28 protein-coding genes are annotated in these 24,919 nt (G+C 67.6%); 12 read left to right on the forward strand and 16 right to left on the reverse strand.

All coding sequences use genetic code 11. The features are described from left to right. Positions 1 to 6: 6 nt before the first annotated feature. The 6 genes from ACZ54P_RS03465 to ACZ54P_RS03490 all read right to left on the reverse strand — a co-directional run bounded on the left by ACZ54P_RS03465 (position 7) and on the right by ACZ54P_RS03490 (position 4,051). Positions 7 to 633: a heme-binding beta-barrel domain-containing protein gene (locus ACZ54P_RS03465; RefSeq protein ID WP_465459946.1), complete on the reverse strand. Its 627-nt coding sequence runs from the start codon at positions 631 to 633 to the stop codon at positions 7 to 9. A 229-nt stretch (positions 634 to 862) separates the two neighbouring features. Beyond that, positions 863 to 1,174 carry a DUF1416 domain-containing protein gene (locus ACZ54P_RS03470; RefSeq protein WP_465459947.1) on the reverse strand — a complete coding sequence of 104 codons (312 nt, stop codon included), beginning with the start codon at positions 1,172 to 1,174 and terminating at the stop codon, positions 863 to 865. Beyond that, positions 1,174 to 2,010, reverse strand: coding sequence for a sulfurtransferase (locus ACZ54P_RS03475; RefSeq protein ID WP_465459948.1), 837 nt, complete (start codon positions 2,008 to 2,010; stop codon positions 1,174 to 1,176). The genes ACZ54P_RS03470 and ACZ54P_RS03475 overlap by 1 nt, the downstream gene beginning before the upstream one ends. Positions 2,011 to 2,031: 21 nt before the next feature. Next, complete coding sequence (locus ACZ54P_RS03480) at positions 2,032 to 2,466, reverse strand: DUF4395 domain-containing protein (protein WP_465459949.1); 435 nt, start codon at positions 2,464 to 2,466, stop codon at positions 2,032 to 2,034. 229 nt (positions 2,467 to 2,695) lie between these two features. Further along, positions 2,696 to 3,118 carry a TlpA family protein disulfide reductase gene (locus ACZ54P_RS03485; protein WP_465459950.1) on the reverse strand — a complete coding sequence of 141 codons (423 nt, stop codon included), beginning with the start codon at positions 3,116 to 3,118 and terminating at the stop codon, positions 2,696 to 2,698. Positions 3,119 to 3,154: 36 nt separating this feature from the next. After that, entirely contained in the window at positions 3,155 to 4,051 is an 897-nt protein-coding gene (locus ACZ54P_RS03490; RefSeq protein ID WP_465459951.1) for an LmeA family phospholipid-binding protein, read from the reverse strand. A 143-nt stretch (positions 4,052 to 4,194) separates the two neighbouring features. On the opposite strand from ACZ54P_RS03490, the gene ACZ54P_RS03495 reads away from it, so the two are divergent. From ACZ54P_RS03495 to pstB, 6 genes are all read left to right on the forward strand, one after another. Further along, complete coding sequence (locus tag ACZ54P_RS03495) at positions 4,195 to 4,947, forward strand: winged helix-turn-helix transcriptional regulator (protein ID WP_465459952.1); 753 nt, start codon at positions 4,195 to 4,197, stop codon at positions 4,945 to 4,947. Between the two features lie 67 nt (positions 4,948 to 5,014). Continuing rightward, positions 5,015 to 5,890 carry a mycothiol synthase gene (gene mshD / locus ACZ54P_RS03500; protein WP_465459953.1) on the forward strand — a complete coding sequence of 292 codons (876 nt, stop codon included), beginning with the start codon at positions 5,015 to 5,017 and terminating at the stop codon, positions 5,888 to 5,890. A gap of 229 nt (positions 5,891 to 6,119) precedes the next feature. Continuing rightward, the gene (gene pstS / locus ACZ54P_RS03505; RefSeq protein WP_465459954.1) at positions 6,120 to 7,247 is read left to right on the forward strand and encodes a phosphate ABC transporter substrate-binding protein PstS; all 1,128 of its coding nucleotides are present in this window, start codon (positions 6,120 to 6,122) and stop codon (positions 7,245 to 7,247) included. 211 nt (positions 7,248 to 7,458) lie between these two features. Beyond that, complete coding sequence (pstC, locus tag ACZ54P_RS03510; protein WP_465460231.1) at positions 7,459 to 8,376, forward strand: phosphate ABC transporter permease subunit PstC; 918 nt, start codon at positions 7,459 to 7,461, stop codon at positions 8,374 to 8,376. A 2-nt stretch (positions 8,377 to 8,378) separates the two neighbouring features. Further along, entirely contained in the window at positions 8,379 to 9,296 is a 918-nt protein-coding gene (gene pstA / locus ACZ54P_RS03515; RefSeq protein ID WP_465459955.1) for a phosphate ABC transporter permease PstA, read from the forward strand. A gap of 10 nt (positions 9,297 to 9,306) precedes the next feature. Next, complete coding sequence (gene pstB, locus ACZ54P_RS03520) at positions 9,307 to 10,083, forward strand: phosphate ABC transporter ATP-binding protein PstB (protein WP_465459956.1); 777 nt, start codon at positions 9,307 to 9,309, stop codon at positions 10,081 to 10,083. A gap of 180 nt (positions 10,084 to 10,263) precedes the next feature. On the opposite strand, the gene phoU is transcribed toward pstB, so the two are convergent. The 5 genes from phoU to ACZ54P_RS03545 form a co-directional block, all read right to left on the reverse strand. Beyond that, positions 10,264 to 10,926: a phosphate signaling complex protein PhoU gene (gene phoU, locus ACZ54P_RS03525; protein WP_465459957.1), complete on the reverse strand. Its 663-nt coding sequence runs from the start codon at positions 10,924 to 10,926 to the stop codon at positions 10,264 to 10,266. Positions 10,927 to 11,018: 92 nt separating this feature from the next. Then, positions 11,019 to 12,416: an LCP family protein gene (locus tag ACZ54P_RS03530; RefSeq protein ID WP_465460232.1), complete on the reverse strand. Its 1,398-nt coding sequence runs from the start codon at positions 12,414 to 12,416 to the stop codon at positions 11,019 to 11,021. A gap of 819 nt (positions 12,417 to 13,235) precedes the next feature. Next, positions 13,236 to 13,973, reverse strand: a complete 738-nt coding sequence (locus ACZ54P_RS03535; protein ID WP_465459958.1) for a GGDEF domain-containing protein — start codon at positions 13,971 to 13,973, stop codon at positions 13,236 to 13,238. A gap of 65 nt (positions 13,974 to 14,038) precedes the next feature. Next, positions 14,039 to 14,650, reverse strand: coding sequence for an isopentenyl-diphosphate Delta-isomerase (idi, locus tag ACZ54P_RS03540; RefSeq protein ID WP_465459959.1), 612 nt, complete (start codon positions 14,648 to 14,650; stop codon positions 14,039 to 14,041). A gap of 58 nt (positions 14,651 to 14,708) precedes the next feature. Beyond that, entirely contained in the window at positions 14,709 to 15,542 is an 834-nt protein-coding gene (locus ACZ54P_RS03545; RefSeq protein ID WP_465459960.1) for an alpha/beta fold hydrolase, read from the reverse strand. Between the two features lie 121 nt (positions 15,543 to 15,663). Between ACZ54P_RS03545 and ACZ54P_RS03550 the strand changes: the two genes are divergently transcribed. Then, positions 15,664 to 15,948: a hypothetical protein gene (locus tag ACZ54P_RS03550; protein ID WP_465459961.1), complete on the forward strand. Its 285-nt coding sequence runs from the start codon at positions 15,664 to 15,666 to the stop codon at positions 15,946 to 15,948. A gap of 51 nt (positions 15,949 to 15,999) precedes the next feature. Here the strand turns inward: ACZ54P_RS03550 and dusB are convergent, their stop codons facing one another. Genes dusB through ACZ54P_RS03565 form a run of 3 tightly spaced genes read right to left on the reverse strand, consistent with a single transcriptional unit; the run spans position 16,000 to position 17,773 of the window. After that, positions 16,000 to 17,145, reverse strand: a complete 1,146-nt coding sequence (gene dusB, locus ACZ54P_RS03555) for a tRNA dihydrouridine synthase DusB (RefSeq protein WP_465459962.1) — start codon at positions 17,143 to 17,145, stop codon at positions 16,000 to 16,002. Between the two features lie 38 nt (positions 17,146 to 17,183). Further along, complete coding sequence (locus ACZ54P_RS03560) at positions 17,184 to 17,561, reverse strand: hypothetical protein (RefSeq protein WP_465459963.1); 378 nt, start codon at positions 17,559 to 17,561, stop codon at positions 17,184 to 17,186. Further along, entirely contained in the window at positions 17,558 to 17,773 is a 216-nt protein-coding gene (locus ACZ54P_RS03565; RefSeq protein WP_465459964.1) for a hypothetical protein, read from the reverse strand. The genes ACZ54P_RS03560 and ACZ54P_RS03565 overlap by 4 nt, the downstream gene beginning before the upstream one ends. Positions 17,774 to 18,004: 231 nt before the next feature. Here ACZ54P_RS03565 and ACZ54P_RS03570 point away from each other — a divergent pair, with 231 nt between their 5' ends. Then, a complete protein-coding gene (locus tag ACZ54P_RS03570) occupies positions 18,005 to 19,924 on the forward strand; it encodes a DUF2339 domain-containing protein (RefSeq protein ID WP_465459965.1) in 1,920 nt (639 codons plus the stop codon). A gap of 43 nt (positions 19,925 to 19,967) precedes the next feature. Continuing rightward, positions 19,968 to 20,369, forward strand: coding sequence for a TIGR03667 family PPOX class F420-dependent oxidoreductase (locus ACZ54P_RS03575; protein ID WP_465459966.1), 402 nt, complete (start codon positions 19,968 to 19,970; stop codon positions 20,367 to 20,369). Here ACZ54P_RS03575 and ACZ54P_RS03580 read toward each other — a convergent pair. Then, positions 20,366 to 20,917 carry a superoxide dismutase gene (locus ACZ54P_RS03580; RefSeq protein WP_465459967.1) on the reverse strand — a complete coding sequence of 184 codons (552 nt, stop codon included), beginning with the start codon at positions 20,915 to 20,917 and terminating at the stop codon, positions 20,366 to 20,368. The genes ACZ54P_RS03575 and ACZ54P_RS03580 overlap by 4 nt on opposite strands. A gap of 83 nt (positions 20,918 to 21,000) precedes the next feature. Here ACZ54P_RS03580 and ACZ54P_RS03585 point away from each other — a divergent pair, with 83 nt between their 5' ends. Together ACZ54P_RS03585 and ACZ54P_RS03590 are read left to right on the forward strand one after the other, a co-directional pair. Beyond that, on the forward strand, positions 21,001 to 21,963 hold the full coding sequence (locus ACZ54P_RS03585; protein ID WP_465459968.1) for a DMT family transporter: 963 nt from the start codon (positions 21,001 to 21,003) through the stop codon (positions 21,961 to 21,963). Continuing rightward, positions 21,908 to 22,372 carry a DUF6328 family protein gene (locus ACZ54P_RS03590; protein WP_465459969.1) on the forward strand — a complete coding sequence of 155 codons (465 nt, stop codon included), beginning with the start codon at positions 21,908 to 21,910 and terminating at the stop codon, positions 22,370 to 22,372. The genes ACZ54P_RS03585 and ACZ54P_RS03590 overlap by 56 nt, the downstream gene beginning before the upstream one ends. On the opposite strand, the gene ACZ54P_RS03595 is transcribed toward ACZ54P_RS03590, so the two are convergent. After that, positions 22,373 to 22,912: a hypothetical protein gene (locus ACZ54P_RS03595; RefSeq protein ID WP_465459970.1), complete on the reverse strand. Its 540-nt coding sequence runs from the start codon at positions 22,910 to 22,912 to the stop codon at positions 22,373 to 22,375. It abuts the gene before it with no gap. A gap of 77 nt (positions 22,913 to 22,989) precedes the next feature. On the opposite strand from ACZ54P_RS03595, the gene ACZ54P_RS03600 reads away from it, so the two are divergent. Beyond that, positions 22,990 to 24,804 carry a LamG-like jellyroll fold domain-containing protein gene (locus ACZ54P_RS03600; protein WP_465459971.1) on the forward strand — a complete coding sequence of 605 codons (1,815 nt, stop codon included), beginning with the start codon at positions 22,990 to 22,992 and terminating at the stop codon, positions 24,802 to 24,804. The last annotated feature ends 115 nt before the right edge of the window (positions 24,805 to 24,919 follow it).

Genomic DNA, 24,919 nt, shown 5'->3' on the forward strand with positions numbered 1-24,919 from the left:
TCCCGGTCAGCCCACCACGCGACGCAGCAGCGCCGACGTGTGCGGCTGCAGGTCCTGGCCCATCATGGCGCGCTCCTCGACGTAACCGAGGTCGCCGTTGTTGACGATGCCGTAGAGGCGCTGCGACGCCGTGACGTCCTTGGCCGTCGACGTGCGGACGACGGCGTCGGTGCCCAGCTCCCAAGCCGGTACCGAGGCCTTGCCGCGCGGCTTGCCGTAGAAGAGTTCGACGATGCCGGTGTTGTGGGTCAGCAGCAGCTCGATCGTGTCGTCGGCCTGCGGACGCCAGAAGCCGGATTCCCGCGCGGCGGGACGGATGACGTTGCCGTCTTCGTCGAGCAGCCAGGCGCGGGCCTCGTGCGTGAGGAAGGGACGGCCGTCGTGCGCGATGGTCAGCTGCATGCCGAACCGGTACGGGCCGTCGATGGTCGGGTAGTCGACCTCGCCTTCGCCGCGCCAAACGCCGACGAGCGGCAAGAGCGCCAGGCAGGCGTCATTGAGGTTCGGGCCCTCGCGCAGGTTCGCCGTGTCGCCCGGGACGGGCATGTCGTCGAACTGGGGGAGGTTGCGCTCGCGCGTGTTTTCCGCGCGCTTCTCCGCGGCCTGGATGGCCTCGTCGCCACTAGCCGTCATGGGTCAGCGCTGGTCGGCGTACAGCCGGTAGACGACGTACACGGCGAACCACGTGATCGCGACGCCCGCGAGCACCAGCAGGGTCGTAAACAGGATCTCCACGCCACGCACTTTAGTCGCTACCTGCCCGGACAGCCCTCTCGAGGTCGCGTGGCCGTGCCCACAAGTACATGAAGGCCCCCTTCCTTGCGCTAGACGCAAGGAAGGGGGCCTTCATGTACTTGAGTCGTCAGGCGACCGAAATGGCCAACTGGTGGACGCCGGGTCCCTGAGCGGTCACGGAGGCTTCGCCGTTGCCGGAGCGGTGCAGCGCGCGCACCGTCCAGTCACCGGGGGCCGCGTAGAAACGGAAGTCGCCGTCAGCCGACGAGACCACCTCGCCGGTGAAGTCGCCGCCGCCGTCCAGCAACCGGACGAAGGCGCCGCCGACGGGCCCTTCCGCGCCGGTCACCTTGCCTGCCAGCACGACCTGGCCACGCGTGTCGTAATCGGCGGGTGTGGCCTCCTGGGCCGGTGCGCCGCAGCTGTCGTCTGCCGCCATCATTTCGCTCCCAACTCGACCGGCACGCCGACGAGCGAGCCGTATTCCGTCCACGAACCGTCGTAGTTCTTCACCTGGTCGTAGCCGAGGAGCTCGTGCAGCGCGAACCACGCGATGGACGAGCGCTCACCGATCCGGCAGTACGCGATCGTGGACTTCGACTCGTCGAGGCCCTCGTCGGAGTACAGCTCCTTGATCTCTTCCTCGGTCTTGAAAGTGCCGTCCTCGTTGGCGACCTTCGCCCACGGGACGTTCAGCGCGCCCGGGATGTGGCCGGGGACCTGGGACTGCTCCTGCGGCAGGTGCGCCGGGGCGAGCAGCTTGCCGGAGAACTCGTCGGGCGAACGCACGTCGACGAAGTTGCTGCTCCCGATGGCCTGGACGACCTCGTCGCGGAACGCGCGGATCGAGAGGTCCTGCTCCTTGGCCTGGTACTCGGTCGGCTCGCGCTTGACCTCTTCCGAGCTCAGCTCACGGCCGTCGAGTTCCCACTTCTTGCGGCCGCCGTCGAGCAGCTGCACGTTCTCGTGGCCGTAGAGCTTGAAGTACCAGTAGGCGTACGCGGCGAACCAGTTGTTGTTGCCGCCGTAGAGGACGACGCGGTCGTCGTTCGAGATGCCCTTCTCGGACAACAGCTTCTCGAAGCCCTCCTTGTTGACGAAGTCGCGGCGGACCCCGTCCTGCAGGTCCTTGCGCCAGTCGAACTTCACCGCACCGCGGATGTGTCCGTTGTCGTACGCGGTCGTGTCCTCGTCGACCTCGATGAACACGACACCGGGGGTGTCCAGGTTCTCCTCGGCCCACTGGGTGGTGACCAGGACGTCTTCACGGCTCATGGAGCTGACTCTCTTTCTGGGTTAGGACGCGCGAGGGCTGGGACTGAAACGCTTGATGAGCAGGTACATCTCGCAACCGAGACAGAAGTTGAACGCCGCGTTGAGGAAGGCCGCCAGCAGCGCGAACGCCGTCGCGACGAACCCGAGCGCGGTCAGGCCGGTGGCGAAGCCGACGGTGCCGACGACCGCGAACACGAAGCCGACCGCCTGCGCGAACCGCAGCGGGGCGGCGTCTTCGCGTTCGGTCGTCGGGCCGAGGCGCGGCGCGACCAGGTAGCGATAGACCAGGGAGTACGGCGCCGGCTTCAGTCCGATGAAGGCACCGATCGCGAACACCACCGCCTGCGCCGCGAGCAGTGGCCACCACTGGGTGATGAGCACGACCGCGAGCACGATCGTCGTCAGGATGGCGGCGAAACGCGGACCTCGTGGGTCGACGGCCGGTCCTGCGGACATGGATCCTCCTGCGATGAGAGGGAGAAGGTGCGTGCCGGAAGGGCACGCGCAGGCAGCGAAGACGCGCTCAGCGAGCCGGACACAGGCTGCTGCGAACGCGGCACAGATCCACTGCGCGGCGCTGGGTCAGCAAGGTTCGGGGCAGCCTGTTCACGGGCACGAGGGTACGCAGAGCTCCCTCAGGTTGGGAACCGTGTTCACACCTTGGGACGCTTCCCAAAATTCGGGATCAGGCGCTCGCCAGGTGGGGCTTCAGGACTTCGAGAAGCTCCTGACCTCGGGGAACGCCGCCGACGCGGAAGACCTCCGTGCCGTCCGGCGTCAAGGCCAGCGTCGTCGGAGTCCGTAATACCGAAAGCGCCTTGGCGACTTCCGGGGTCTCGGTGACGTCTAGATCGACGTGGGTCAGCCCGTCGGTCTTGTCCGCGAGGGCCGACAGGATCGCTCGGGTGTGGCGGCACGGCGCGCAGAACGTCGTCGAGATCTGGACCAGGGTGACGCCTTCGGGCGCGAGTGCAGCCGACACGCGCTCCGGCAGTGTGGACGCGGCCGAAGTCTTCGCGGCCCTGATGCGGCCGTTGCGCGCCTGCAGCAGTGCGCCGACGACGCCGCCGAGCACGAGCACGCCCAGCAGCACCCATACCCCGGTCATTCGATCACTCCTGCGTCAAATCAACCCTGCTTCACATCAACCCTGCGGCTTCGCTCCGCTGAAGGCGACGTTCTTGCCCTCGCCCTTGATGGTCACCGAGCCGCTGTTCACGCGTACCGCCGTCGGGGTCACCGAGAACGGCAGTGCGCCGGTGTCGATGGTCGCGTTGAAGTTCGGCAGCAGCAATTCCTGCACCGCTTGAGGAACGACGGTGGTCTCCTTGTCATTCCCGAACTGCAGCCGCTTCGGCTCGAGACGGATATTCTGCCCGTCCAGTTCGATCATCGCGAAGCAGAAGATCTCGGTGTTGTTCCCGCCGATCTGCACGTTGCCCGACACCCTGATCCCGGCGCTGGCGGTGTCCACCGGCTCGCCGTTCTCGTTCGTGGTCGTGGTGGGCTTGGTCTCGCCCTGCCCGCTGTCGCCGTTGCGGACGTAGTCCTCGGTGACCGGCTCGATCTTCAGGTTCTCGATCTTGTTCAGCGGCGACTGCCGCGCGATGTCCGCGGCCTTGATCGTCACCTCGCCCTTGAGCGTGCCGACGACGATCGACTTGGTGTTGCCGGAGATCAGGTCCGAAAGCGGCGCCGTGACGTCGCTCAGGTCGGCGTTGAAGTCCACGTCACTCAACTTCGGCGGGACGGGGACGCCCTGCGCGTTGATGGTGATGTGACTGTAGTCACCGGCGAGGGCCTGGGTAAGGAACGGGAAACCGTGCACCGTGACCGCCGGATCGTTGGTCACCCCCAGCTGTTCGCGGGCCTTCTGGGAGATCGTGTGCTCGGCGAACGCCGCCGCCCCGAAATCGGCTCCGACCAGCAGGACCACCAGTACCGCGAGGGCGATGAGCCAGCCCCGGCCACGGCGCTTTCCTCGCTTGGCTGACCGGCCGGGAGACGGTCGGTCGTCACGCGCCACGGGCCTGCTCACCATCGCGTCGAATCTCCTTCGGGTTGTTCTTTGTGCAGGTGTGATCGATCCAGCACGGGGTAGGTGTCCGGCTGTTCACCCGCTATTCTCACTAAGCACCGGCTGTAGCCACGTTCGAGGCGACTACGAGTAAAGGCGGTGCGGCGATGAGCCTGGACCTTCTGGTACTGACTGCGGAAGCAGATGCCACCACGGTTCTGCCCGCCCTGGATCTGCTGCCCCACACCGTACGCGTCCGTCCGCCCGAGGTGACCGCACTGCTCGACGCCGGCCACCGGGACGTCATCGTGCTCGACGCCCGCAGTGATCTCGCCTCCGCGAAGAGCCTCTGTCGCCTCCTCAAGGGCGCCGGGGAGGACGAGGCCTCCACGCCGATCATCGCCGTCGTCGGCGAAGGCGGTCTGGTCGCGGTCAGCGCGGAATGGCGTACCGACGACATCCTGCTCCCGACGGCCGGTCCCGCCGAGGTCGACGCCCGGCTGCGGCTGGTCACCACCCGCGACGGCGGTGCCGCCCAGGTCGACGCCGAGCTGCGCGTCGGCGAGCTGGTCATCGACGAAGCGACGTACACCGCGAAGCTCCGCAAGCGCACTCTCGAGCTCACCTACAAGGAGTTCGAACTCCTCAAGTACCTCGCGCAGCACGCCGGCCGGGTGTTCACCCGCGCCCAGCTGCTGCAGGAGGTCTGGGGTTACGACTTCTTCGGCGGCACGCGCACAGTGGACGTCCACGTGCGGCGTCTGCGCGCGAAGCTGGGCCCGGAGCACGAGCAGATGATCGGGACCGTGCGCAACGTCGGCTACAAGTTCGAGCGGCCCGCCAAGGGTTCGGCGGCCAAGCACCAGGCCATCGCCCCGGACGCGAGCGTCTACGAACCGACCGAGCTTTCCTCGCACTGATTCCCTTCCTCTCCTCCCCTGACAAGACGTCCGGGCAGGGCGAGGGTTCCCGGGTAGGGTCGGTTTCATGCTCGATCTGCAGTGGACCGGTGAACCGGGAACGGAAGACGTCCGCCGCTTCCTCCTCGCCGTACGCGAGGCCGACGGCAAGCCGGAGGACACCGGTTTCGCCGGTGGGCAACATCTGCTGGGGCGTCTCGACGGCGAGCTGGTCGCGTACGCGCACCTGAACACCGAAGGCGACTCGCACGGCAACCAGGTCGCCGAGCTGTACGTGCACCCCGAGCATCGTCGCGCTGGTCATGGCAGAGCACTGGTCAAGGCGCTCGTCGAGCGGGTCGGCGGGAAGCCGTTGCGCGTCTGGGCGCACGGCGATCACCCCGCGGCCGTCCACCTCGCCGGGACCGAAGGTTTCGAGCGGGCCAGGGAACTGCTGATCCTGCACGCCGACGTCGAGACGGCCGAATGGCCGGAACCCGTGCCGCGCGAAGGGGTCACGCTGCGCACGTTCGTCCCGGGCCAGGACGAGGAGGCGATGGTCCGCGTCAACGCGCGCGCCTTCGACTGGCATCCCGAGCAGGGCGCGCTGACCGCCGACGAGGTCCGCGCCGCCGAGACCGAGGCCTGGTTCGACGCGGGAGGCTTCTTCCTCGCAGAAGAGAACGGTGAGGTCATCGGCTTTCACTGGACGAAGGTCCACGAGGCGGTTCCGGGCCGATTCGGCGGCGAGCCCGTCGGCGAGGTCTACGTCGTCGGCATCGATCCGGACGCGCAGGGCGGCGGCCTCGGCAAGGCGCTCACGCTCGCCGGATTGCGCTATCTCCGCGATCGCGGCCTCGGCCAGGTGATCTTGTACGTCGAGGGCGACAACGCCCCCGCGCTCGCCGTTTATTCGAAGCTCGGCTTCACTCGGTACGAGGTCGACGTCCAATACGCTCGGTAATTGGGTTCACACGTCTGGTCCTTGACCGGTCACGGAGAGCAAACGCGCAGGTCACGCGCGGGACACGGGCCACTTTCGGAGTAGTCACGCTGCTCACATCGGGCGCCTTGTTCACCTTTCGTTCACCCTTTGACGGTCACCTGTCCACTGTGAGTGCCTAATGTCCGGGTCCGGCAGGAACGTTCCCGTTCCACCGATCCGGCGAAATTCTCCCAGTGGAGGAAATGCAGTGAAGATCATGCGGCCCGCGGGCGCGATCGGCATCGTGGCTAGCGCCGCCCTCGTGCTCGGCGCCTGTGGATCCGACCCGGCGGCGACGAAGCCCGAGAACACGGGAGCCGCGGCCGCGCCCAGCGGCTCGGCCGACGTCCAGTGCGGCGGCAAGAGCCCGCTTTCGGCCGAAGGGTCGTCCGCGCAGAAGACCGCGATCGACATCTTCGTGCAGGCTTACGCCGCCAAGTGCTCCGGCCAGAAGGTGAACTACAACCCGAGCGGTTCGGGAGCCGGCGTCAAGCAGTTCAACGGCAACCAGGTGGACTTCGCGGGTTCCGACTCGCCGCTCAAGGACGGCGACGAGGCCGAGAAGGCGAAGACCCGCTGCGCCAGCGACGCGTGGAACCTGCCGCTCGTCATCGGCCCGGTCGCGGTCGCCTACAAGGTCTCGGGCGTCGACAAGCTGACCCTGACCCCCGAGGTCACCGCCAAGATCTTCAACGGCGGCATCACCAAGTGGAACGACCCCGCCATCAAGGCGGTCAAGGGCAACGAGAGCGTCAACCTGCCGGACAAGCCGATCCAGGTCATCTCCCGCACCGACGAGTCGGGCACCACCGACAACTTCCAGAAGTACCTGAAGGTCGCGTCGAAGGGCGCTTGGACCCAGGGCGACGGCAAGAAGTTCAACGGTGGCGTCGGTAACGGTGCCGAGAAGTCCAACGGTGTGGCCAGCGCGGTCAAGGCCACCGACGGCGCCATCACCTACGTCGAGTCCGCCTTCGCGAAGGACGGCCTCAGCACCGCCCTGATCGACAGCGGCTCCGGCGGTGTCGAGCTGACCGCGGCGAACGTCGCCAAGTCCCTCGACGCGGCGAAGTTCAAGAAGGAGGGCACCAACGACCTCGCGCTGGACCTGGACTCGATCTACTCCAGCAACGTCGCCGGCGCCTACCCGGTCATCCTCGCCACCTACGAGATCGTCTGCTCCAAGTACGCCGACCCCGAGGTCGCCAAGGCCGTCAAGGCCTTCCTGACCGTCGCCGCCACCGATGGCCAGAAGCCGCTGTCGGACAAGGGTTACGTGCCGATCCCGCAGAGCCTGCAGGACAAGGTCCTGACCGCTGTCAAGGCCATCGCCTGACCCTGTTGCCAACCCCCAGGTTGACTAGTAAAGACAGGCTGGACAGAAGTAGTCGATGAGCGATTCATCTTCGGCCAGAACGCCCACCGGCGACCCCGGTGGGCGTTCTGGTGTCCGCGAGACCTTCACGGAGGACCCGATTTCGGAGCAACCTGCCGCGTCACCGCCCGAGAAGTCCTCGGTGCAACTCGCGAGCCCCAATGCCCGGACGGTGCGGCCCGGTGACCGCATCTTCCAGATTTTGACCACTGGAGCCGGCGTCTTCGTCGTCGCCTTGATCGGCCTGATCGGGCTCTTCCTGCTGGTGCAGGCCATCCCGGCGCTGCAAGCCGACAACGTGAGCTTCCTGACCAGCCAGGTCTGGCAGACCGAACCGAACGACATGCGGTTCGGCATCATGGGCCTGCTGCTGGTCACGGTGTACTCCTCGCTGCTGGCACTGATCATCGCGATGCCGATCTCGCTCGGGATCGCCCTGTTCCTCACCCAGTACGCGCCGAAGCGGCTGGCGCGCCCCTTCGGCTACGTGATCGACTTGCTCGCCGCGGTCCCTTCGATCATCTACGGCCTGTGGGGCCTGATGGTCTTCGCGCCGACGATCGAGCCCTTCTCCCGGTGGGTCAACGACACTTTCTCGTGGATCCCGATCTTCGCGGCGGGCAACGTCTCGCCGGACATGCGCGGCACGATCTTCACCGCGGGCATCGTGCTCGCCGTGATGATCCTGCCGATCATCACCTCGCTGTCCCGTGAGGTGTTCGAGCGGACTCCGACCCCGCAGATCGAAGGCGCGCTGGCGCTGGGCGCCACCCGCTGGGAGGTCATCCGCACCACGGTGCTGCCGTTCGGCAAGGCGGGTTACATCGGCGCTTCGATGCTCGGCCTCGGCCGCGCGCTCGGCGAGACGATCGCACTCGCGATCATCCTGACCGGCATCGTGGGCCGCGATTTCACCTGGAGCGTCTTCGACGGCGGCGCCACGTTCGCCTCGAAGATCGCGGCCGACTACGCGGAGCTCAACAACGAGATCTCTGCGGGCGCGTACATCGCGGCGGGCCTGGTGCTGTTCGTGCTGACGTTCGCCGTCAACTTCCTCGCGCGATCCATCCTCGCCAAGAAGGGGGACTGAGCATGTCCACCACGCTCGAGAAGACCCCCGCCACCACCCCCGCCTTCCAGCAGGTCAGCCTGGCGAGGAAGACCAAGAACGGGATCGCGACGGTCCTGATCTGGCTGTCGTTCCTGATCGCCGTCGTGCCGCTGGTGTGGCTGCTCGCCACCGTGGTCATCAACGGCGTCAAGCGGATCCCGTACAGCAACTGGTGGACCGAGGACTTCGGCTCGGTGCTGTCGGACGAGGTCGGCGGCGGCGTGCTGCACGCGGTCATCGGCTCGGTGCTGCAAGGCCTGGTGTGCGCGATCATCGCGGTCCCGATCGGCATGCTGGTCGCGATCTACCTGGTCGAGTACGGCCGAGGCAAGCTCGCGAAGACCACGACGTTCATGGTGGACATCCTTTCCGGTGTCCCCTCGATCGTCGCGGCGCTGTTCATCTACGCGCTGTGGATCACGACCCTCGGCCTGCCGCGCAGCGGTTTCGCCGTGTCGCTGGCCCTGGTGCTGCTGATGATCCCGGTGGTCGTGCGCTCTTCGGAGGAGATGCTGCGGATCGTCCCGGACGATCTGCGCGAGGCCTCCTACGCGCTCGGCGTGCCGAAGTGGAAGACGATCATGAAGATCGTCCTGCCGACCGCGCTGTCCGGCATCGTCGGCGGCGTCATGATGGCGCTCGCCCGGGTCATGGGCGAGACCGCGCCGCTGCTGGTCCTCGTCGGCTACTCCGCCTACGTGAACTGGGACATCTTCGGTGGCGAGCAGGCCGCACTGCCGCTTCTGATGAACAACGAACGGGTGAGCAACCCGTTCGACGAGGGCACCGTCGCGTTCGACCGGATCTGGGGTGCCGCGCTCACCCTGGTGCTGATCATCGCGATCGTGAACCTCCTCGCCATGCTCTTTGCCCGTCTTGTCGCCCCGAAGAAGAAGTGAGCTGTTTGAGATGGCCAAACGAATCGACGTCAAGGACGTGGACATCTACTACGGCAAGTTCCACGCCGTGGACGGCGTCACCCTCTCGGTGCCGCCGCGGAACGTCACCGCCTTCATCGGCCCTTCCGGTTGCGGCAAGTCGACGGTGCTTCGCACGCTGAACCGCATGCACGAGGTCATCCCCGGCGCCCGCGTCGAGGGTGAAGTACTGCTCGACGGCGAGGACATCTACGGCTCCGGGGTCGACCCGGTGCAGGTCCGCCGCACGATCGGCATGGTCTTCCAGCGGCCGAACCCGTTCCCGACGATGTCCATCCGGGACAACGTCGTGGCGGGCCTCCGCCTCGGTGGCGCCAAGGGCAGGAAGGAACTCGACGAGGTCGCCGAGCGCGCGCTGCGCGGCGCGAACCTGTGGAACGAGGTGAAGGACCGGCTGAACCGGCCTGGCGGCGGCCTCTCCGGTGGTCAGCAGCAGCGGCTCTGCATCGCGCGGGCGATCGCCGTACGGCCCGACGTGCTGCTGATGGACGAACCGTGCTCCGCGCTGGACCCGATCTCGACGCTCGCCATCGAGGACCTGATCGGTGAGCTCAAGAAGGAGTACACGATCGTCATCGTGACGCACAACATGCAGCAGGCGGCGCGCGTCTCGGACCAGACCGCGTTCTTCAACCTGGCGGGCGTCGGCCAGCCGGGTCGCCTGGTGGAGCTGAACGACACCGAGAAGATCTTCTCGAACCCGGACGAGAAGGCGACCGAGGACTACATCTCAGGCCGGTTCGGCTGAGCCGGGTAGGCGGGGCTTCGGTCAAGGTGGTCGTGAGTGGCGATTCGGGTTAGAACCCGAATCGCCACTCACGACCAACCCGCCTCACGCGGTACTGGCACGCTTTTGTCTGCCGGAAGTACATGAAGGCCCCCTTCCTTGCGCTAGGCGCAAGGAAGGGGGCCTTCATGTACTCAGGTGTCAGAGCTCGTCGGGGCCGTAGCCGGGCATCTTGCCGGTCACCACGAAGATCATCCGGCGCGCGACCGAGACGGCGTGGTCGGCGAAGCGCTCGTAGAAGCGGCCCAGCAGGGTGACGTCCACGGCCGCGGCGACGCCGTGGTCCCAGTTCCGGTCCATGATGACCGTGAACAGGTGCTTGTGGATCTCGTCGACCTCGTCGTCGTCCGACTCGATCGTGCGGGCGGCCTCGACGTCCTTGGACTTGATGACCTGCTCGGCCTGCCTGGCCAGCTTGACGGCCACCTCGCCCATCTTGGCGAAGTCGGCCCGCACGGCCTCGGGCAGCACGGGGTCGGGGTGACGGCGGCGCGCGGCCTTGGCCACGTGCAGTGCCAGATCGCCCATCCGCTCCAGGCTTTCCGCCGCGTGGATCGCGGCGAGGACGGTCCGCAGGTCGGTCGCGACGGGTGCCTGCAGGGCCAGCAGCGCGTACGCCTGCTCCTCGCATTCAGCGCGCGCGTCGTCGACCTTCGCGTCGTCGCTGATCACCTGCTCGGCGAGTCCGAGATCGACCTCGAGCAATGCCCGGGTCGCACGCTCCATCGCGTCGGCGACCTGGAGCGACATGCCCGCTAGGTTCTCGGCGAGCTGTTCGAGTTCGACATGGTAAGCCTCACGCATGGCCCAACCCTACGGGGAACAAGGGCCAAAAGCCGCATCGCAGAGTGAACCTGACGTGAACCCGGACTAACGAATGATCCCTCGGCGGATCTTCAGCCTGAGCTGCTGCTCTTCTTGGCGCCGCCGGACTTGGCGGAACTCGTCGGAGCGGACGCCGTACTGCTCGCCGGCGGTTCGGGGGACTTCTCTTCCAGAGGCGTGTTGTTGATCAGCGCTTCGAAGAGGGCTTTCGTCTTGCCCTGCAACAACACCTCGTTGCCGCGGTTGTTCGCCTCTTCGGTGGTGGGCACGGTGAGGAACTTGACCTTGCCCGAGTCCAGTCCGCGCATCGACTTGGCCAGCGTCATCATCTGCTTGATGCCGAGGTTCTCGCCGAAGGTGGCCTTGGCGAACGCGTCGATGAAGCCGCTCAGCTTGCCGGTGTCCAGGATCACTTCCTTGGACATCACGGTCTTCAGCAGCGCGCCGAGGAAGGCCTGCTGCCGCTTGATCCGGCCGTAGTCCGACGTCGGGTCACCCTTGACGTGCCGCGCCCGCACGTAGTTCAGCGCCTGGTCGCCCGAGATCCGGACCTCGCCCGCCTGCGGGATGACCATGCCGAGCGTCGTGTCGTCGATCGGCTTCTCGTTGTACACGGTGACGCCCTGTACGGCGTCGACCATGGACTTGAAGCCGTTGAAGTCGATGCCGACGAAGTGGTTGATCTTCATGCCGGTGATCTGCTGGATGACCTTCGTGACGCACTGCGGGCCGCCGACCGCGTAGGCGGTGTTCAGCTTCGCGATCTTCTGCGCCGGCGAGGTCTGGTCCGAGTACGACGACGTCACCGGGTCCCAGCGCTTGCATTCGGGGCGGTTGATCTCGAGGTCGCGCGGGAAGGACACCATCACGACGCGCTGCCGGTCGGCCGGGATGTGCGCGATCATGACCGTGTCCGAACGGGCACCAGGAGTGCCGTTCGCATCGCCGACACCGTCCTCGGCGGCCGCGCCGTCGCGGGTGTCGGAGCCGACCATCAGGAAGTTCTCGTCGCCGTTCTGCCCGGCGGCGTCCTGGATGTCGGCCGAGTCCTCGTCGAGCGAGGCGACGGTGTTGAACTTCGCGTCGAACCAGGTCTGCGCGCCCCAGGCGGTGCCGATGGAGAGGAACACGAGCGCGGCGACCACGGCCGCCGCGATCCGGCCGGCCTTGGCACTCTGCTTGGTCTTGCGTTCCTTCTTCTCCTGCAGGCGCGTCTGCGGCGCCTGCTCGGTTTCGGCAGGGTCGCTGTCGGTGGTGGTGACCACCCGCTGCAGTGCCGTGCGAGTCTGCTCCAGCAGCGCCGCCGGGCGGGAAGCGAGCCGTTCACGCCGTTCGCGTTTCTTGGCCTCTTCGGCTTCGAGTTCGTCGTGCGCGGCGGAAAACCGGGCGAGCGTGTGGTCGATCTTGCGCTTGACGATCGTCGCGTCGTCGATCGCCTCGAGCTCGTCGGTCATCGTGAGCCGGTCCATTTCGGACCGCGCCGGGACGTCGCCGGAAATCGACTGTGGGACGGGCGGCGGTGGGACCGGTGCGTGCTGGGTCGGCCGCGGCGCCGGGCGGCGGGGACGGCGGGGCGGCGACGGCACCGCGGGCTGCTGCTGCGCGCCCGGGTTCACCACCGGCGGACGGCGCTGCGTCGGCGCTTCGGGGCTCGGCGCGGCCTGCGGCGTGCGGCGCGGCTGGCGTGCGCGAGGCGGACGCGGCGTCTCGGTGGGATGCGGGTTCGGCACCTGGGCCTGCGGCGCGTCGGGGCGGGCCGCACGGGGCGCGGCCGCCGGGTTTTCGACCGGTGTGGCAGGCCGAGGGCGGCGGGGTGCGGGTGGCTCCACCCGCGCGGCGTGCGAACCGGGTCTCGGAGGTTCCGGCGTCGGTTCGGCCTGCCGGAGACGGCGCGGAGACGGTGCTTCGGCTTCGGGTTCGAAGACCGGGCGTTCACCCGTATGACGTGCGACGACGTCGGAGACGCTGATCCCGCCGTGGGTCTCCATCGAGCGGCGTCGGCCGCGCTGCCCGCGTTCACCGGCGCTGCTGTCGATGGTGCTGTGGCGACCGGTCCCCGGGGTGTGGTGCTCGTCGGGCACTCGGTCTCCTTTCACAACGGGCGTCGAAGCTCTTTCGTTATCGTACGGACACCTCAGGTTCGTGACGACAACCATCCCGGAATTTTCTGTACACAAGGTACCGAGAAGCGCTGAACGGTCCATGCGATCGGGTGAGCGGTCCTGGTTAAAGCATCGTTAAAAGCGCCGAGACCGTTACGCAGAGTGTGACATTGACCGAGTGGGTGGCTAGGCGCCCGCGGACTCCGCCGAGTTCATCGAACGGGGAATCGTCCGTGACGATTCGTTATCGTGATATGCCACTTTGTTACGACCGGCTCGTTTCGCCATATACAACAAAGCGTCGGCGCGGCGCAACTGCCGTTCCGGTTCCGCCGTTTCCCTCGCGCGGCGCGGTTCCGCACCGTTTTCGTGCGCGAGTCCCACGCTGATCGTCACCGAGAGGCCGGGCTGGATTCGCGCCCACGGATGGCGGGCGACCCGGATGCGGGCGGTGTCGGCGATGCGCACCGCGCGGGCGGCGTCGACGGCCGGCAGGACGAGCGCGAACTCCTCGCCGCCGTAGCGCGCGCAGAACGCCTCCGGCGGAAGTCCTTGCTGCAGCAGGTCGGCCACTTCACGCAGGACCCGGTCCCCGACCAGATGCCCGAAGGTGTCGTTGACCTCTTTGAACAGGTCGAGGTCGACCAAGGCGATCGCCATCCCGGGCGGGCCGCGGTGCTCGACGGCCGGTCCGTGCAGCCATTGGTCGAGGTAGCGCCGGTTGTAGCTGGACGTCAGGGTGTCGCGCAGGCTGCCGGCGCGGGCGAGGTCGAAAGCGGATTTGAGATGGTGGTAGGCGCGCCGCCAGTCACCCTGGGTGGCGAGCACTCCGGCGATCGACTCGTGGATGCTGAGCAGATCGGTACCCGGCGCGCCCGGGGGGAGCGCGGCCTCGTCGTCGGCTACCACGCTCACCTCCGCCACGAATTGATTTTCGTCGTACAGGAGGGATCTCTTGAGGTATCGGTACGGGCCAAAGCGAATATCGCTCAAGTGGACGACGGTTCGGCACCATTGTCACGCACCGAAGTACCGTTCCGTAAGGACGAAAACGGCTCGACGTCTTTGAGCTGCGAAAACTGATCCTTCGCCCAGTAACTCACGTCAGTCACATCGTCATTCAGCAACAGTGCGTAATCATTCCAGCTCAGCCAACGCCAGTCGCCGACCTCGTCCGGATGCGGCTCCGGGTCGCCGTCGACCCAGGCGACGAAGACCGGGCAGAACTCGTTCTCGACCACTCCCTCGAACGGTGGCGTCCGGTAGCGGTACTTCGGGAGGACGCAACGGAGCCCGTCCAATCGGGGCAGTCCCAGCTCGAAGGCGGCTCGGCGCCGGACGGCCTCCTCGATCGGCTCACCCGGTGCGGGATGCCCGCAGACACTGTTGGTCCAGACGCGCGGCCACACCTTCTTCGACGCGGCGCGGCTGGTGATCAGCAGAGCCTGGTCGCCGCGGCGCAACAGGTAGCAGGAGAACGCCAGGTGCAGCCGGGTGTCCTCGTGGTGGGCGGACAGCTTGGGCGCGGTCTCGCCGGTCGGTTCGCCGTCCTCGGTCACATAGACGATGCGTTCGGTGTCCACTTCGGTCGTGTTGTTCACCGGGCCCACTGAACCACTCGGCTCGCTGTAACCGGTACCGCGACCTGAGTTACCCCTGTTAGTGGGACGAAAGGTGCTCCACGAGCAAAGAAGTGACGGCCTCCGGCGCCTCTTCCACCACCCAGTGTGAGGCGTCCTCGATCATCTCGAAGCGGTACGGGCCGGTGACGCGGTTCGCGGTGTCGAGCGCGGCCGTCGAACCGAAGGCGGCGTCTTCGGTGCTCCAAATGTAGAGGGTCGGTACCTCGATCGGCCCGATCTTGCCGCCGGGACGGCCGGCGCGGTACCAGTTGAGCGCGGCGGTCAGCGCGCCCGGTTCGGACAGTCGCCGGACGTACTCGTCGACCTTGCTCGGCGGCAGTTTCCAGTCGAACATGCGGCGCAGCGCGTCGGCGTTGTTCTCGAGCATCCGGCGTTCGGTGACGCGGGTCTGCCGCCATTCGGTCATGTACCCCGAACGGAGATGCTGGTCCTCGTCGGTCTTCATGGCTTCCGCCAGCGCCGCCGGATGCGGCGTCGAAATGACGGCGAGACTGCGGAGCCTGCCGGGCCGCGCGTCGGCCGTCCACCACGCGACCGCGCCGCCCCAATCATGCCCGACGAGGTCGAATTCCTTCCACCCCAAGCGATCCGCGATCGCTATCACGTCTCCGACGAGATAGTCGATGTTGTACTCGGACGCCTGTTCCGGCCGGACGTCCGGCGAATAACCACGCTGATCCGGTGCCACCGCGCGATATCCGAGTACGCCGAGCGTCGCGACCTGGTGCTCCCATTCCACCGCGGCCTCGGGAAACCCGTGCAGCAACAGGACGGGTCGGCCGTCTTCGGGGCCTGCCGCGATGGCGTCGAAGGAACCGGCGTCGGTGGGGATGGTCAGCTGCTCGATCACGACGCCGACTTTACGGGCCTTCGGTCCGGGCGAGCGGAAGGGATTGACGACGAGTGTCACTTGATCGTCTAATGAGCGCCGCGGCCGATCTTCGGTCGCACTGGGGAAACTGGGGTAACACATGTCGAACAGTTGGAGGCGCCGGCTCGCCGTCGGCGCCGCTTCCGTCGCGCTCGCGGGCGGAATCGGTGCCACCGCGGTGAATGTCGCGGTGGCGCAGGAGGCACCGGTGTCGGCGCTCGGTGTCTGTGACGGTAATCCGGGTTGCCAGCTCGGACCGTTTTCGAGTCTGAGCAGTTGTCAGATCGAGCAGAGCAACATGGCCCGGTACTACACGATCACCATGCGGTGTTTCGAGGTCGACCACGGCCAGTGGAAGTTCGCCTACAAGACCAGGGGCACCTGAGTCGTGAACGAGACGCTCCCGCCGGACAGCCCGGCGGGAGCGTTTTTCGTTTCAGCCGCCGGAGTGCATGTCCTCGGCTTCGGGGACGCAGTCGTCGTCCGGGTCGTCAAGCCAGCCGTGCGGCAGCGTGACCTTGCCCGGTGACCCCTGCCGTCCACGCGGTCCGGTGGCGGCGCTGGGGAACGGGGCGTCGTGGTCGAGTTTGGCGATGAGGTCGTCGAGCTGGTCCAAACTGGACAGCATCGCGAAACCGCGGCGCAGTTCGGAGCCGACCGGGAAACCCATGAAGTACCAGGCCATGTGTTTGCGGATGTCGCGCATCGCCTTGTCGTGACCGTCGTGCTCGACGAGCAGTTCGGTGTGACGGCGCAGGACTTTCGCGACCTCGCCGAGATTCGGCGGCGTGGGCTGCGGGCGCCCGGCGAAGGCGGCTTCCAGCTCGCCGAACAGCCACGGCCTGCCCAGGCAACCGCGCCCGACCACGACGCCGTCACAGCCGGTCTCGTCGACCATGCGCAACGCGTCCTCGGCGGTGAAGATGTCGCCGTTGCCGAGCACCGGGATACTCGTGACGGCCTCCTTGAGCGCGGCGATCTTGGTCCAGTCGGCCTGGCCGGAGTAGCGCTGCGCGGCCGTGCGCGCGTGCAGGCTGACCGCCGCCGCGCCCTCGGCCTCGGCGATACGCCCGGCGTCGAGATAGGTCAGGTGGTCGTCGTCGATACCCACCCGGAACTTGACCGTGAACGGCACGCCCGCCTCGGCCGCGGCCTTCGCCGACTCGCGCACGATGTCGGCGAACAGCTTGCGCTTGAACGGCAACGCCGCGCCGCCACCCTTACGCGTCACCTTCGCGACCGGGCAGCCGAAGTTGCTGTCGATGTGGTCGGCCAGCCCCTCGCCGGTGATGATGCGGACGGCCTCGGCCATGGTCTTGGGGTCGACCCCGTACAGCTGCATGGACCTGGGCTTTTCGTTCTCGCCGAAGGTCATCATGTGCATCGTGCCGGGATGCCGTTCGACCACCGCGCGGGCGGTGATCATTTCGCAGACGTAGATGCCGGCGCCGTACTCCTGGCACAGCTGCCGGAACGCGACGTTGGTGATGCCCGCCATGGGAGCGAGCACGACCGGGGGATCGACCTCGTAGGGGCCGATCTTCAGGCTGGGCTTGCTCAAGGTGGCTGTCACGTCTTCCATTGTCGCCTGTGGTGTCTGTCACTCGCAGGTGGGCCGGGTCAGGACGACTTCGCCAGCTGGCTGACACGCTGGAACGACATGCCGAGTACTTCGCCGGCTTCGCGCTGCGAAACCCCGAGGGCCAGCAGTTCTTGAACCGCGGCTCGGTGCTCCGCGGCCGCTTCCGCTTGTTTGCGCTGGGCCTCCTCGCGCAGGACCTCGGCCCGAGCCTGATGGTCAGTCACCGAATTCGGCAGCCGCACCTTGAGGTGAAGGTCGTACTCGTCGCCACGGAGGTCCTCCATGATCTCGATGAGTTCGCTCGCCATGGTCGCGACGTCCTTGTAACGGAGCGCCTGTGTCGAGCGGCCGATCTCGGGGATCCGGATGAGCCAGAATTTGCCATCGCGGGTGACTTCGGCGTGGTAGGTCTTCACTTCCTCCACCATCCTTTCCCGAGGACGTCCTCGCACTCTTTGAAGATCTCGACAGCGAAGATCTCTCCCAGTTCGGTATGTCGTGGAATGGGGACCACCAGTCCGTTCAGGGTGTAGATGGTGTGGTTGGCGCCCTCTCGCTCGAGGATCCACGCTGCCCGTTGCCGCCTGGCGGCTACGGCGATCTTCTTGATGACGTCCCGTCTCTTCACAGCGTATGTCTAGGGAGGGATAGACGCAACCGTCAATGGCGGGGTAGACAGTTCGTGAAAAGGGCTGAATATTTTCCCCTTCTTGCCGGTACGCAACCGAGATCCGGGCTGTGTGGAAATAGGGACACTCAACGTCCTATTTCCACACAGTGACCGCACGCTCACCCGGTCTTCCCACATCGTCATCACGATTGAGTAGTGCTACGGATCCCTCAAGGGGGCTCAGGCCGCATGCTGATCGCCATGACCACCGATGGGGATGTGCTCCTCAGGCTCGCCGGGGAGATCGACGACCTTGGGGCCCGCCTCGCGCGGGTCGGCACGGAGCTGCGGACCGTCCAGGCCGGAGTGGAGCAGGAGCCCGAAGCGGCGCCTGAGCAGGCACCGGCCGCACAGCAAGCCGAGCAGCCCGCCGCACAACAGCCGCCGCGGGCCCAGCCGCAACAGCCGCACGTGCCGCCGCAGCCGCAGATCCCCCAGCAGCCGTACCCGTACCCCCAGTACCAGCACCCGCAGCACGCCCACTACCAGCAGCAGGCCCAGTACGCGCAGTGGCAGCAGCAATACCGCCAGCAGTATCAGCAGCCGCAGCAGCCCTACCGCCCGTACCAGCCGGTCCCGAAGGTGACGCTGGGCGAGAAGCTGAGCAAGGAAGGCGCCGGCAGCAGGCTGCTGGCCTGGATCGGCGGCGCGGTCACGCTGCTGGGTGTCGTGCTGTTCCTCGTGCTCGCCATCCAGCGTGGCTGGTTCGGGCCGTTGCCGCGGGTGCTCGGGGGTGCCGTGCTCGGCGCGGCGCTGGTCGGAATCGGGCTTCGCCTGCACCGCACGCCGGCGGGCCGCACGGGTGCGTTCGCGCTCGCGGCGACCGGAATCGGGGCGTTGTACCTGGACGCCATCGCCGCGACGACGATGTACGAGTACCTCCCCGCCTACGCCGGTCTCGCGATCGGTCTCCTGATCGCGGTCGGCGGGTTGCTGCTGGCCGTGCGGTGGAAGTCTTCGCTGCTCGCCACGGCCGTCGTGCTCGGCTGTGTGGTCTGCGCGCCGATCATCACGCAGGGTTTCACCGCCGAACTGGTCGCGTTCCTGCTGGTGGTCCAGGTCGCTTCGACGCCGGTGCAGCTGCGCCAGTCGTGGCCGTCGGTCGCGGTCGCCGCCGGGATTCCGCCGCTGGTCGCGTCGGTCTTCAGCACGGCGTTCACCGGGTTCGGTGGTAGCACGGCCAATACCGCCGCCGCGCTGGCCGCGGGCGGTGTCGGACTCGCGCTGGCCCTGATCGTCACCGCCAAGCGGCCGGGGGACGCCGCCGCGCTCGCCCTGCTGGCGGTCGCGCCGGCGCCGTCGTTGCTCGCCGCGTTGTTCCTGCCGAAGACCCCGGCCGTGCTCGTCACCGCGTCGGTCGCGCTGGTGCTGCTCGGGGTGTGGGCGGCCGGGCAGTGGCTCAACGGCTGGACGGGTGACCTCGCGGGTGCCGCCGGGCTCCTCGCGGCCCTGCAGACGACGATGACCCTGTTCGACGGCAGTGCGCGTTCGGCGATCCTCCTCGGCGAAGGTGTTCTGCTGGCGCTGGTCGCGCTGTGGACGAAGAAGCACGTGGCGCTCTTCGGCGGGCTGGGCTTCGCCGTCATCGGGGGCATGATCGCACTGATCTTCGACATCCCGCCGACGCTCTTCTTCCTGATCCGGAACCGGCCGGACGCCGACCTCGCCGCCGCCTTGCTGGTGGCCGTCGCGATCCTGGCCGTCTCGATCACGCTTCCGTGGGTCGCGCACCGGCTCGGGCTGTTCAAGGCCCCGTCGGAGAACGTGGTGCCGTGGCTCTTCGCGGGGGTCTGCGGGCTCTACGGCGCGGGCGCGATGGTGCTGTGCGGCGCGCTGCTGGCCGTCCCCGGTCGCTCGGGTTTCCTGGTCGGCCACGTGGTGATCACGGTGTCCTGGACGGTCGCCGCGCTGGTGCTGCTCATTCGCGGCATCTCCGCGGTCAGCCTGCGGGTAATCGGCTTCGTGCTGGTCGGGGCGGCGGTGTTGAAGCTGGTGCTGTTCGACCTCTCCGCGCTCGACGGTCTCGCCAGGGTCGCCGCCTTCCTTCTCGCCGGTCTGGTGTTGCTCGGTGCCGGGTCGCGGTACGCGAAGCTCGTCGCGTCCCGCTGAGCGGACGAGGAAGAAATGCCGCCGGGCCGTGGTTGGTCGGTTCATGAGCTACCGACCCGACCCACGGCTCGCCGACCGGGCGAGGGAGAACGTCGCCTGGCTGACCACGATCAGCCCGAAGGGACGCCCTTCGCCCCGCCCGGTGTGGTTCGTCCTCGACGGTGACGACTTCATCGTCTTCAGTCAGCCGGACACGGCGAAGACCCGGCACATCGAGGCCAACCCCGAGGTCAGCCTCCACTTCAACAGCGACGAGCACGGCGGTTCGATCCTGGTGATCGGCGGCAAGGCCGAGATCCTGCCGGACGGTCTCGCGTCGGAGCAGCCGGGTTTCCTCGAAAAGTACGAGAAGCACTATCCGGCGATCGACTACGACGTCCCGAAGTTCGACCGGGAGTACCACGTCCGGATCAGGATCCGGCCCGAACGGACCTGGGGGTTCTAGAAGCCGACGGTCACGCAGGCCAGCCGGGCCCCCGCGGTCCCGGCGTGGCCCGGGTGGGTGTGCGTATGCGTTTCGTGGATCACGATGGAGTTCGCCCGCCGATCGGTGAACGTCCAGTCCACTTTGGACACGGCGGCGCCGCGGCCGGTGGCGTCGGTGGTGAGGTCTAGCCAGATCTCGTTGCGGGGGTTGGCGTAGGCCGGGTCCACCGACGGCTTCACCGGGTCTTCGACGTTCTGGTAGTGCGGTCCGGCGAGGTCGCCGGTGGCACCGCACGGCTTCGTGTGCGCGTGGGCGCCGTATTCGCGGTTCGGCAGCAGGCCGGTCACGAGGACCGCGGTCGAGGTGCCGAACTGCTTGGACGTCAACCCGAAGACGTGGGCGCGGGCGCCGGGCGGCACCAGCTCGGGTTTGTAGCTCGTGAGACCGCTCTTGGCGGTGATCACGTGGACGCGGGAGCCGGGGATGGCGGTGGCCGGTCCGGCGCCGGCGGTCAGGGCCAGTGCGGCCGCGGACAGGGCAAGCGAGAGTGCGGGGACGGGGCGCATGCCCCTTGCCTAGTCCGCACGAATCGGACACGCCAGGGTGGTCACTCGGTCGGGCGATCATTCTCAAACTATGGGCAGGAAATGTGAGTACCAACCCTCCGGATCGCACCTGGCTGGTCGCGGTCGCCGCGGCCCTCTGGGGCACTGACGGCCTTCTGCGTCTTCCGCTCGCCGAGGCGCTCCCGGCGGCCACGGTCGTCTTCTGGGAGCACCTGCTGGTGGTGCTCGTCCTCAGTCCGCTCGTTCCGGGCGCCTTCCGCGCGTTGCGCCGATGCGGGCCGAGGGAATGGCTGGCCGTGCTCGCCATCGGCGGTGGCTCGTCCGCGCTGGCGACGGCGATGTTCACCGCCGCCTTCAAACTGGGCGACCCCGTGACGCCGTTGGTGCTGCAGAAACTCCAGCCGGTCTTCGCCGTCCTCGCGGCATTCTTCGTCCTCGGTGAGCGTGTGCGCGCCGGGTACGCCTTCTTCGCGATCCCGGCGCTGCTGGGTGCTTGGTTGCTGGCGTTCAAGGATCCGCTGGACATCCAGCTCGCCGCGGTGAAGGCGGCGCTGCTGGCGATCGGCGCGGCCGCGTTGTGGGCGGCGGGCACGGTGCTCGGCCGGCTGCTCTCCACCGAACTGGCGCCGAAGGAGGTCACGACCCTGCGCTTCACCATTGGACTTCCGGTCGCGGCCGGGATCGTGGCATATCAGGGCGGCCGGTTCGCGGTCGGCTGGGACAACGCGCTCGGACTCGGGTTGCTCGCGCTGGTCCCCGGTTTGCTGGCGCTGAGCCTGTACTACTGGGGCCTGCGGTCGACGCCCGCCGCCAGGGCGACGTTGGCGGAGCTGGCGTTCCCCGTCACGGCCGCCGTTATCGGCGTATTGTGCTTGAACGCCGATTTGTCGGGTACTCAGTGGCTGGGCCTCGCCGTGGTGGTCGTGTCAGTGACGTCGCTCGGTTGGCATGAAAAGGTCAGGCGTCAACCGATGGTCTTGGAGCCGCTGAATGGTCGAGCACACCGGCGAGACGAAGAACGAACGCCTGACCCGCAACGTCAATGAGCTCCTGCAAGAGCTGCGGGTCGCGCAGGCGGGCGTCCAGATCCTCTTCGGTTTCCTGCTCACGGTGGTGTTCACCGACGAGTTCCACGAGGCGAGCGGGTTCGAGAAATCCGTTCACCTGACGGCGGTCCTGCTCACGGTCTGCTCGACGGTGCTGCTCACGGCACCCGCCGCCTGGCACCGGTTGCTGTTCCGCACCGGCAATCGTGAGCGGATCCTCACCGTCGGCAACCGGTCCGTCCTGGTCGGGCTCGCCTGCCTCGCGGCCGCCATCAGCACGACCGTCGCGCTCATCGCCAAGGTCGTCTTCGGCCCGATCGCGATGACGATCCTCGGCGTGGTGACGACGGTGCTGTTCGTCGTCATGTGGTTCATCGTGCCGAAGACGATCGACCGCAACGGCGACTGATCACCGACCCGTGCGCACCGGCGTGCTTCCGGGCAGGCCGAACGCGGCGGCGGACACGGACTTCGGGTCGTCCGGGCTCGCGCCGTCGAGCACCCGGCGGGCGCCGACCCAGGAGAACATCTCCTTGACCGACGGTGAATAGCCCGCACCATCCTTCGCGAACTCCCGATCGAGCACGCGATACCCGCCCGGCGTGCGTTCGACGCGGTAGACCACCGGCTGACGGCGGAATCCGCCGCGCGTGACGAGCCCGTCGCCTTCCCTCGCGACCTCGTCACAGTTCGCGACCAGGCCGACCTTGACCCGTTCGCCGTCCGGCCGGGTCTCGATCACCTTCTGCGTGCACACCCAGCGGACGTCCGGATCGCCGGAGCGGGCGGCCGTCCCCGCCCAAGCGCGCAAATGCTCGTCGATCGGCGGCAGCGCCTCCCGTACGACGGCGTCGTCCACCGTCGGCATCTCGTCCACGATCCACCAGGCGGCCGCGCCCACCAGCACGCCGACCCCGGTGAGCACGGGCCAGCGGTTGAGATTCCCCATGCCACGAAGCTACCGAGCGGAGCAAGTGTTCATCCGCGGTTCGGGAACCGTTGCCTCCGCGACCGTAGGTTGCGGCCGTGAACGACTCATCCAGACGGACCTTCCTGCGTGGTGCCGGCCTGCTCGGTGCCGGTGCGGCAGTGTCCGCGTTGCCCTCCCTCGGCGCACCGGCGGCTTCCGCGACTCCCGGCCACCACGGCTTGGACACCGAAGACGGCCGCTTCACCCTCGCGGTCCTGCCCGACACCCAGTACCTCTTCGATGCCGACCGCGGCGACCCCGCGCCGCTGGACGCGACGTTGCGGTACGTCACCGGCGGGGACGAGAACATCGTTTTCCTGGCACATCTCGGTGACCTCACCGAGAACGGGCAGCCGGGTGAGTTCGACCAGATCAGCCGGTCGTTCCAGCACCTGGACCGGCGCCGGTTCCCGTACAGCACGCTGGCGGGCAACCACGACATCGAGTCCTCGACCGACGACCAGCGCGGCCGCACGCCGTACCTCGACGCTTTCGGTCCGCAGCGGCAACGGGGTTCGCGCACTTTCCGTGGCGCGAGTCCGGACGGCTACAACAGCCACCACGTGTTCCGCGCGGGTGGCCGGGAGTGGCTGCTGCTGGCGCTCGACTGGCGGCCGTCGGCGGGCGGGCTGGAGTGGGCGCGGTCGGTACTCGCGAAAAATCCCCGGCTTCCGGCGATTTTGACCATCCATGAATTGGTATGGGCCGACGAGGTGGGTGAAGCGCGGCTTTCGGAGTTCGGGCAGAAGGTGTGGGACGAACTTGTCGACGGGAACGATCAGATCTTCCTGACGCTCAACGGGCACTACTGGCCGCCAGGGCGCGCGGTGAAGCGGAACAAGGCGGGCAATGACGTCCACCTGCACATCACCAACTACCAGGACCGCTACTACGGCGGCAGCGCGATGATCCGGCTCTACCGGTTCGACCTCGCGCGGAACGTCATCGACGTCCGCACGTTCTCGCCGTGGCTGGCCGACCAGGCGCCGCGGCTGAACGAGTTGCAGCGGCAGGAGATCGAGCGCACCGGCCCGGTGGACTACTTCAGCCTGGAGATCGATTTCGAGGCGAGGTTCGCCGGTTTCGCGCCGGTCCCGGTCCCGCCCGCGCGGCCCGCCGAACGGCAGCTGATCCGCGGCACCGTGGCGTACTGGCGGTTCGAAGGCCGGGACGGCGCGCCGGTCGCCGGTGTCCGCGACCTGTCCGGCCGGGGTAACGACCTGGTCCGGGTGACCCTGCCTGGCAGCGCGCCCGACGCGGTGCGGTTCTCCGGTGAGTTCTCCGCGCGGCAGCCGTCGAGGTCGAGCCTCCGGTTCGACGGTGGCAAGAAGCCGGCGCGCGGCGGTTACCTGCGCACCGCGGACTCCGCGCCGATGAACGCGGAGACGTTCGCGCGCGGTTACACCGTCGAGGCGTTCGTGAAGCTGCCTGACGATTTCAAGGACGGCAAGCATTCCTGGGCCGCGCTCTTCGGCAGGCAGGGCTCCGGCGGCAAAGCGGGCAAGACCGGCGACGACCCCGGCGAGCCCGCCGCGACACTGTCCCTTTCGGACGGTGCCGCGTTCCAGTGGGCGGTGTTCCCGGTGAACCAGAACGGGATTTCCACCTGCTGGGGTCATGAACTGGCCTTGCGGGAATGGATTCACGTCGCCGCTGTCAACGATGGGAGGCGGACGACGTTGTACGTCGACGGTTGCCCGGTGCTGCGGAATCCGAAGACGGCGGCCGCGGGGATCGCGAATCCCGGTGGCCCTTGGCTGATCGGGGCCTACGCCTACGACTCGATCGTCGAGCAGGCGTTCCACGGCTGGCTCGGCGACGTCCGCGTGGTGGGGAGGGCACTGGAGCCCCGCGAGTTCATGCTCGGTTGAGCGGCACCGGCGACAGCGCGGATCGTGCGCGGTAATGGTGGGCTGTGGTCCCCATTATCGCGCACGATCATTCCCGGAGTGATACCGGGTCTCCCTTGACAAGTGGTGGACAATA

This window comes from Amycolatopsis sp. NPDC034160 (genome assembly GCF_055575355.1).

What these genes read in the sequence shown, in the direction of transcription:
- ACZ54P_RS03570 (WP_465459965.1), top strand. Translation starts at nt 18,005, where the DNA reads ATGCTGATCGCCATGACCACCGATGGGGATGTGCTCCTCAGGCTCGCC.
- ACZ54P_RS03480 (WP_465459949.1), bottom strand. Translation starts at nt 2,466, where the DNA reads ATGTCCGCAGGACCGGCCGTCGACCCACGAGGTCCGCGTTTCGCCGCC.
- pstA (WP_465459955.1), top strand. Translation starts at nt 8,379, where the DNA reads ATGTCCACCACGCTCGAGAAGACCCCCGCCACCACCCCCGCCTTCCAG.
- pstB (WP_465459956.1), top strand. Translation starts at nt 9,307, where the DNA reads ATGGCCAAACGAATCGACGTCAAGGACGTGGACATCTACTACGGCAAG.
- ACZ54P_RS03590 (WP_465459969.1), top strand. Translation starts at nt 21,908, where the DNA reads ATGGTCGAGCACACCGGCGAGACGAAGAACGAACGCCTGACCCGCAAC.
- ACZ54P_RS03475 (WP_465459948.1), bottom strand. Translation starts at nt 2,010, where the DNA reads ATGAGCCGTGAAGACGTCCTGGTCACCACCCAGTGGGCCGAGGAGAAC.
- ACZ54P_RS03490 (WP_465459951.1), bottom strand. Translation starts at nt 4,051, where the DNA reads ATGGTGAGCAGGCCCGTGGCGCGTGACGACCGACCGTCTCCCGGCCGG.
- ACZ54P_RS03550 (WP_465459961.1), top strand. Translation starts at nt 15,664, where the DNA reads ATGTCGAACAGTTGGAGGCGCCGGCTCGCCGTCGGCGCCGCTTCCGTC.
- ACZ54P_RS03465 (WP_465459946.1), bottom strand. Translation starts at nt 633, where the DNA reads ATGACGGCTAGTGGCGACGAGGCCATCCAGGCCGCGGAGAAGCGCGCG.
- ACZ54P_RS03580 (WP_465459967.1), bottom strand. Translation starts at nt 20,917, where the DNA reads ATGCGCCCCGTCCCCGCACTCTCGCTTGCCCTGTCCGCGGCCGCACTG.
- ACZ54P_RS03530 (WP_465460232.1), bottom strand. Translation starts at nt 12,416, where the DNA reads ATGGACCGGCTCACGATGACCGACGAGCTCGAGGCGATCGACGACGCG.
- mshD (WP_465459953.1), top strand. Translation starts at nt 5,015, where the DNA reads ATGCTCGATCTGCAGTGGACCGGTGAACCGGGAACGGAAGACGTCCGC.
- phoU (WP_465459957.1), bottom strand. Translation starts at nt 10,926, where the DNA reads ATGCGTGAGGCTTACCATGTCGAACTCGAACAGCTCGCCGAGAACCTA.
- ACZ54P_RS03485 (WP_465459950.1), bottom strand. Translation starts at nt 3,118, where the DNA reads ATGACCGGGGTATGGGTGCTGCTGGGCGTGCTCGTGCTCGGCGGCGTC.
- ACZ54P_RS03495 (WP_465459952.1), top strand. Translation starts at nt 4,195, where the DNA reads ATGAGCCTGGACCTTCTGGTACTGACTGCGGAAGCAGATGCCACCACG.
- ACZ54P_RS03470 (WP_465459947.1), bottom strand. Translation starts at nt 1,174, where the DNA reads ATGGCGGCAGACGACAGCTGCGGCGCACCGGCCCAGGAGGCCACACCC.
- dusB (WP_465459962.1), bottom strand. Translation starts at nt 17,145, where the DNA reads ATGGAAGACGTGACAGCCACCTTGAGCAAGCCCAGCCTGAAGATCGGC.
- ACZ54P_RS03595 (WP_465459970.1), bottom strand. Translation starts at nt 22,912, where the DNA reads ATGGGGAATCTCAACCGCTGGCCCGTGCTCACCGGGGTCGGCGTGCTG.
- ACZ54P_RS03575 (WP_465459966.1), top strand. Translation starts at nt 19,968, where the DNA reads ATGAGCTACCGACCCGACCCACGGCTCGCCGACCGGGCGAGGGAGAAC.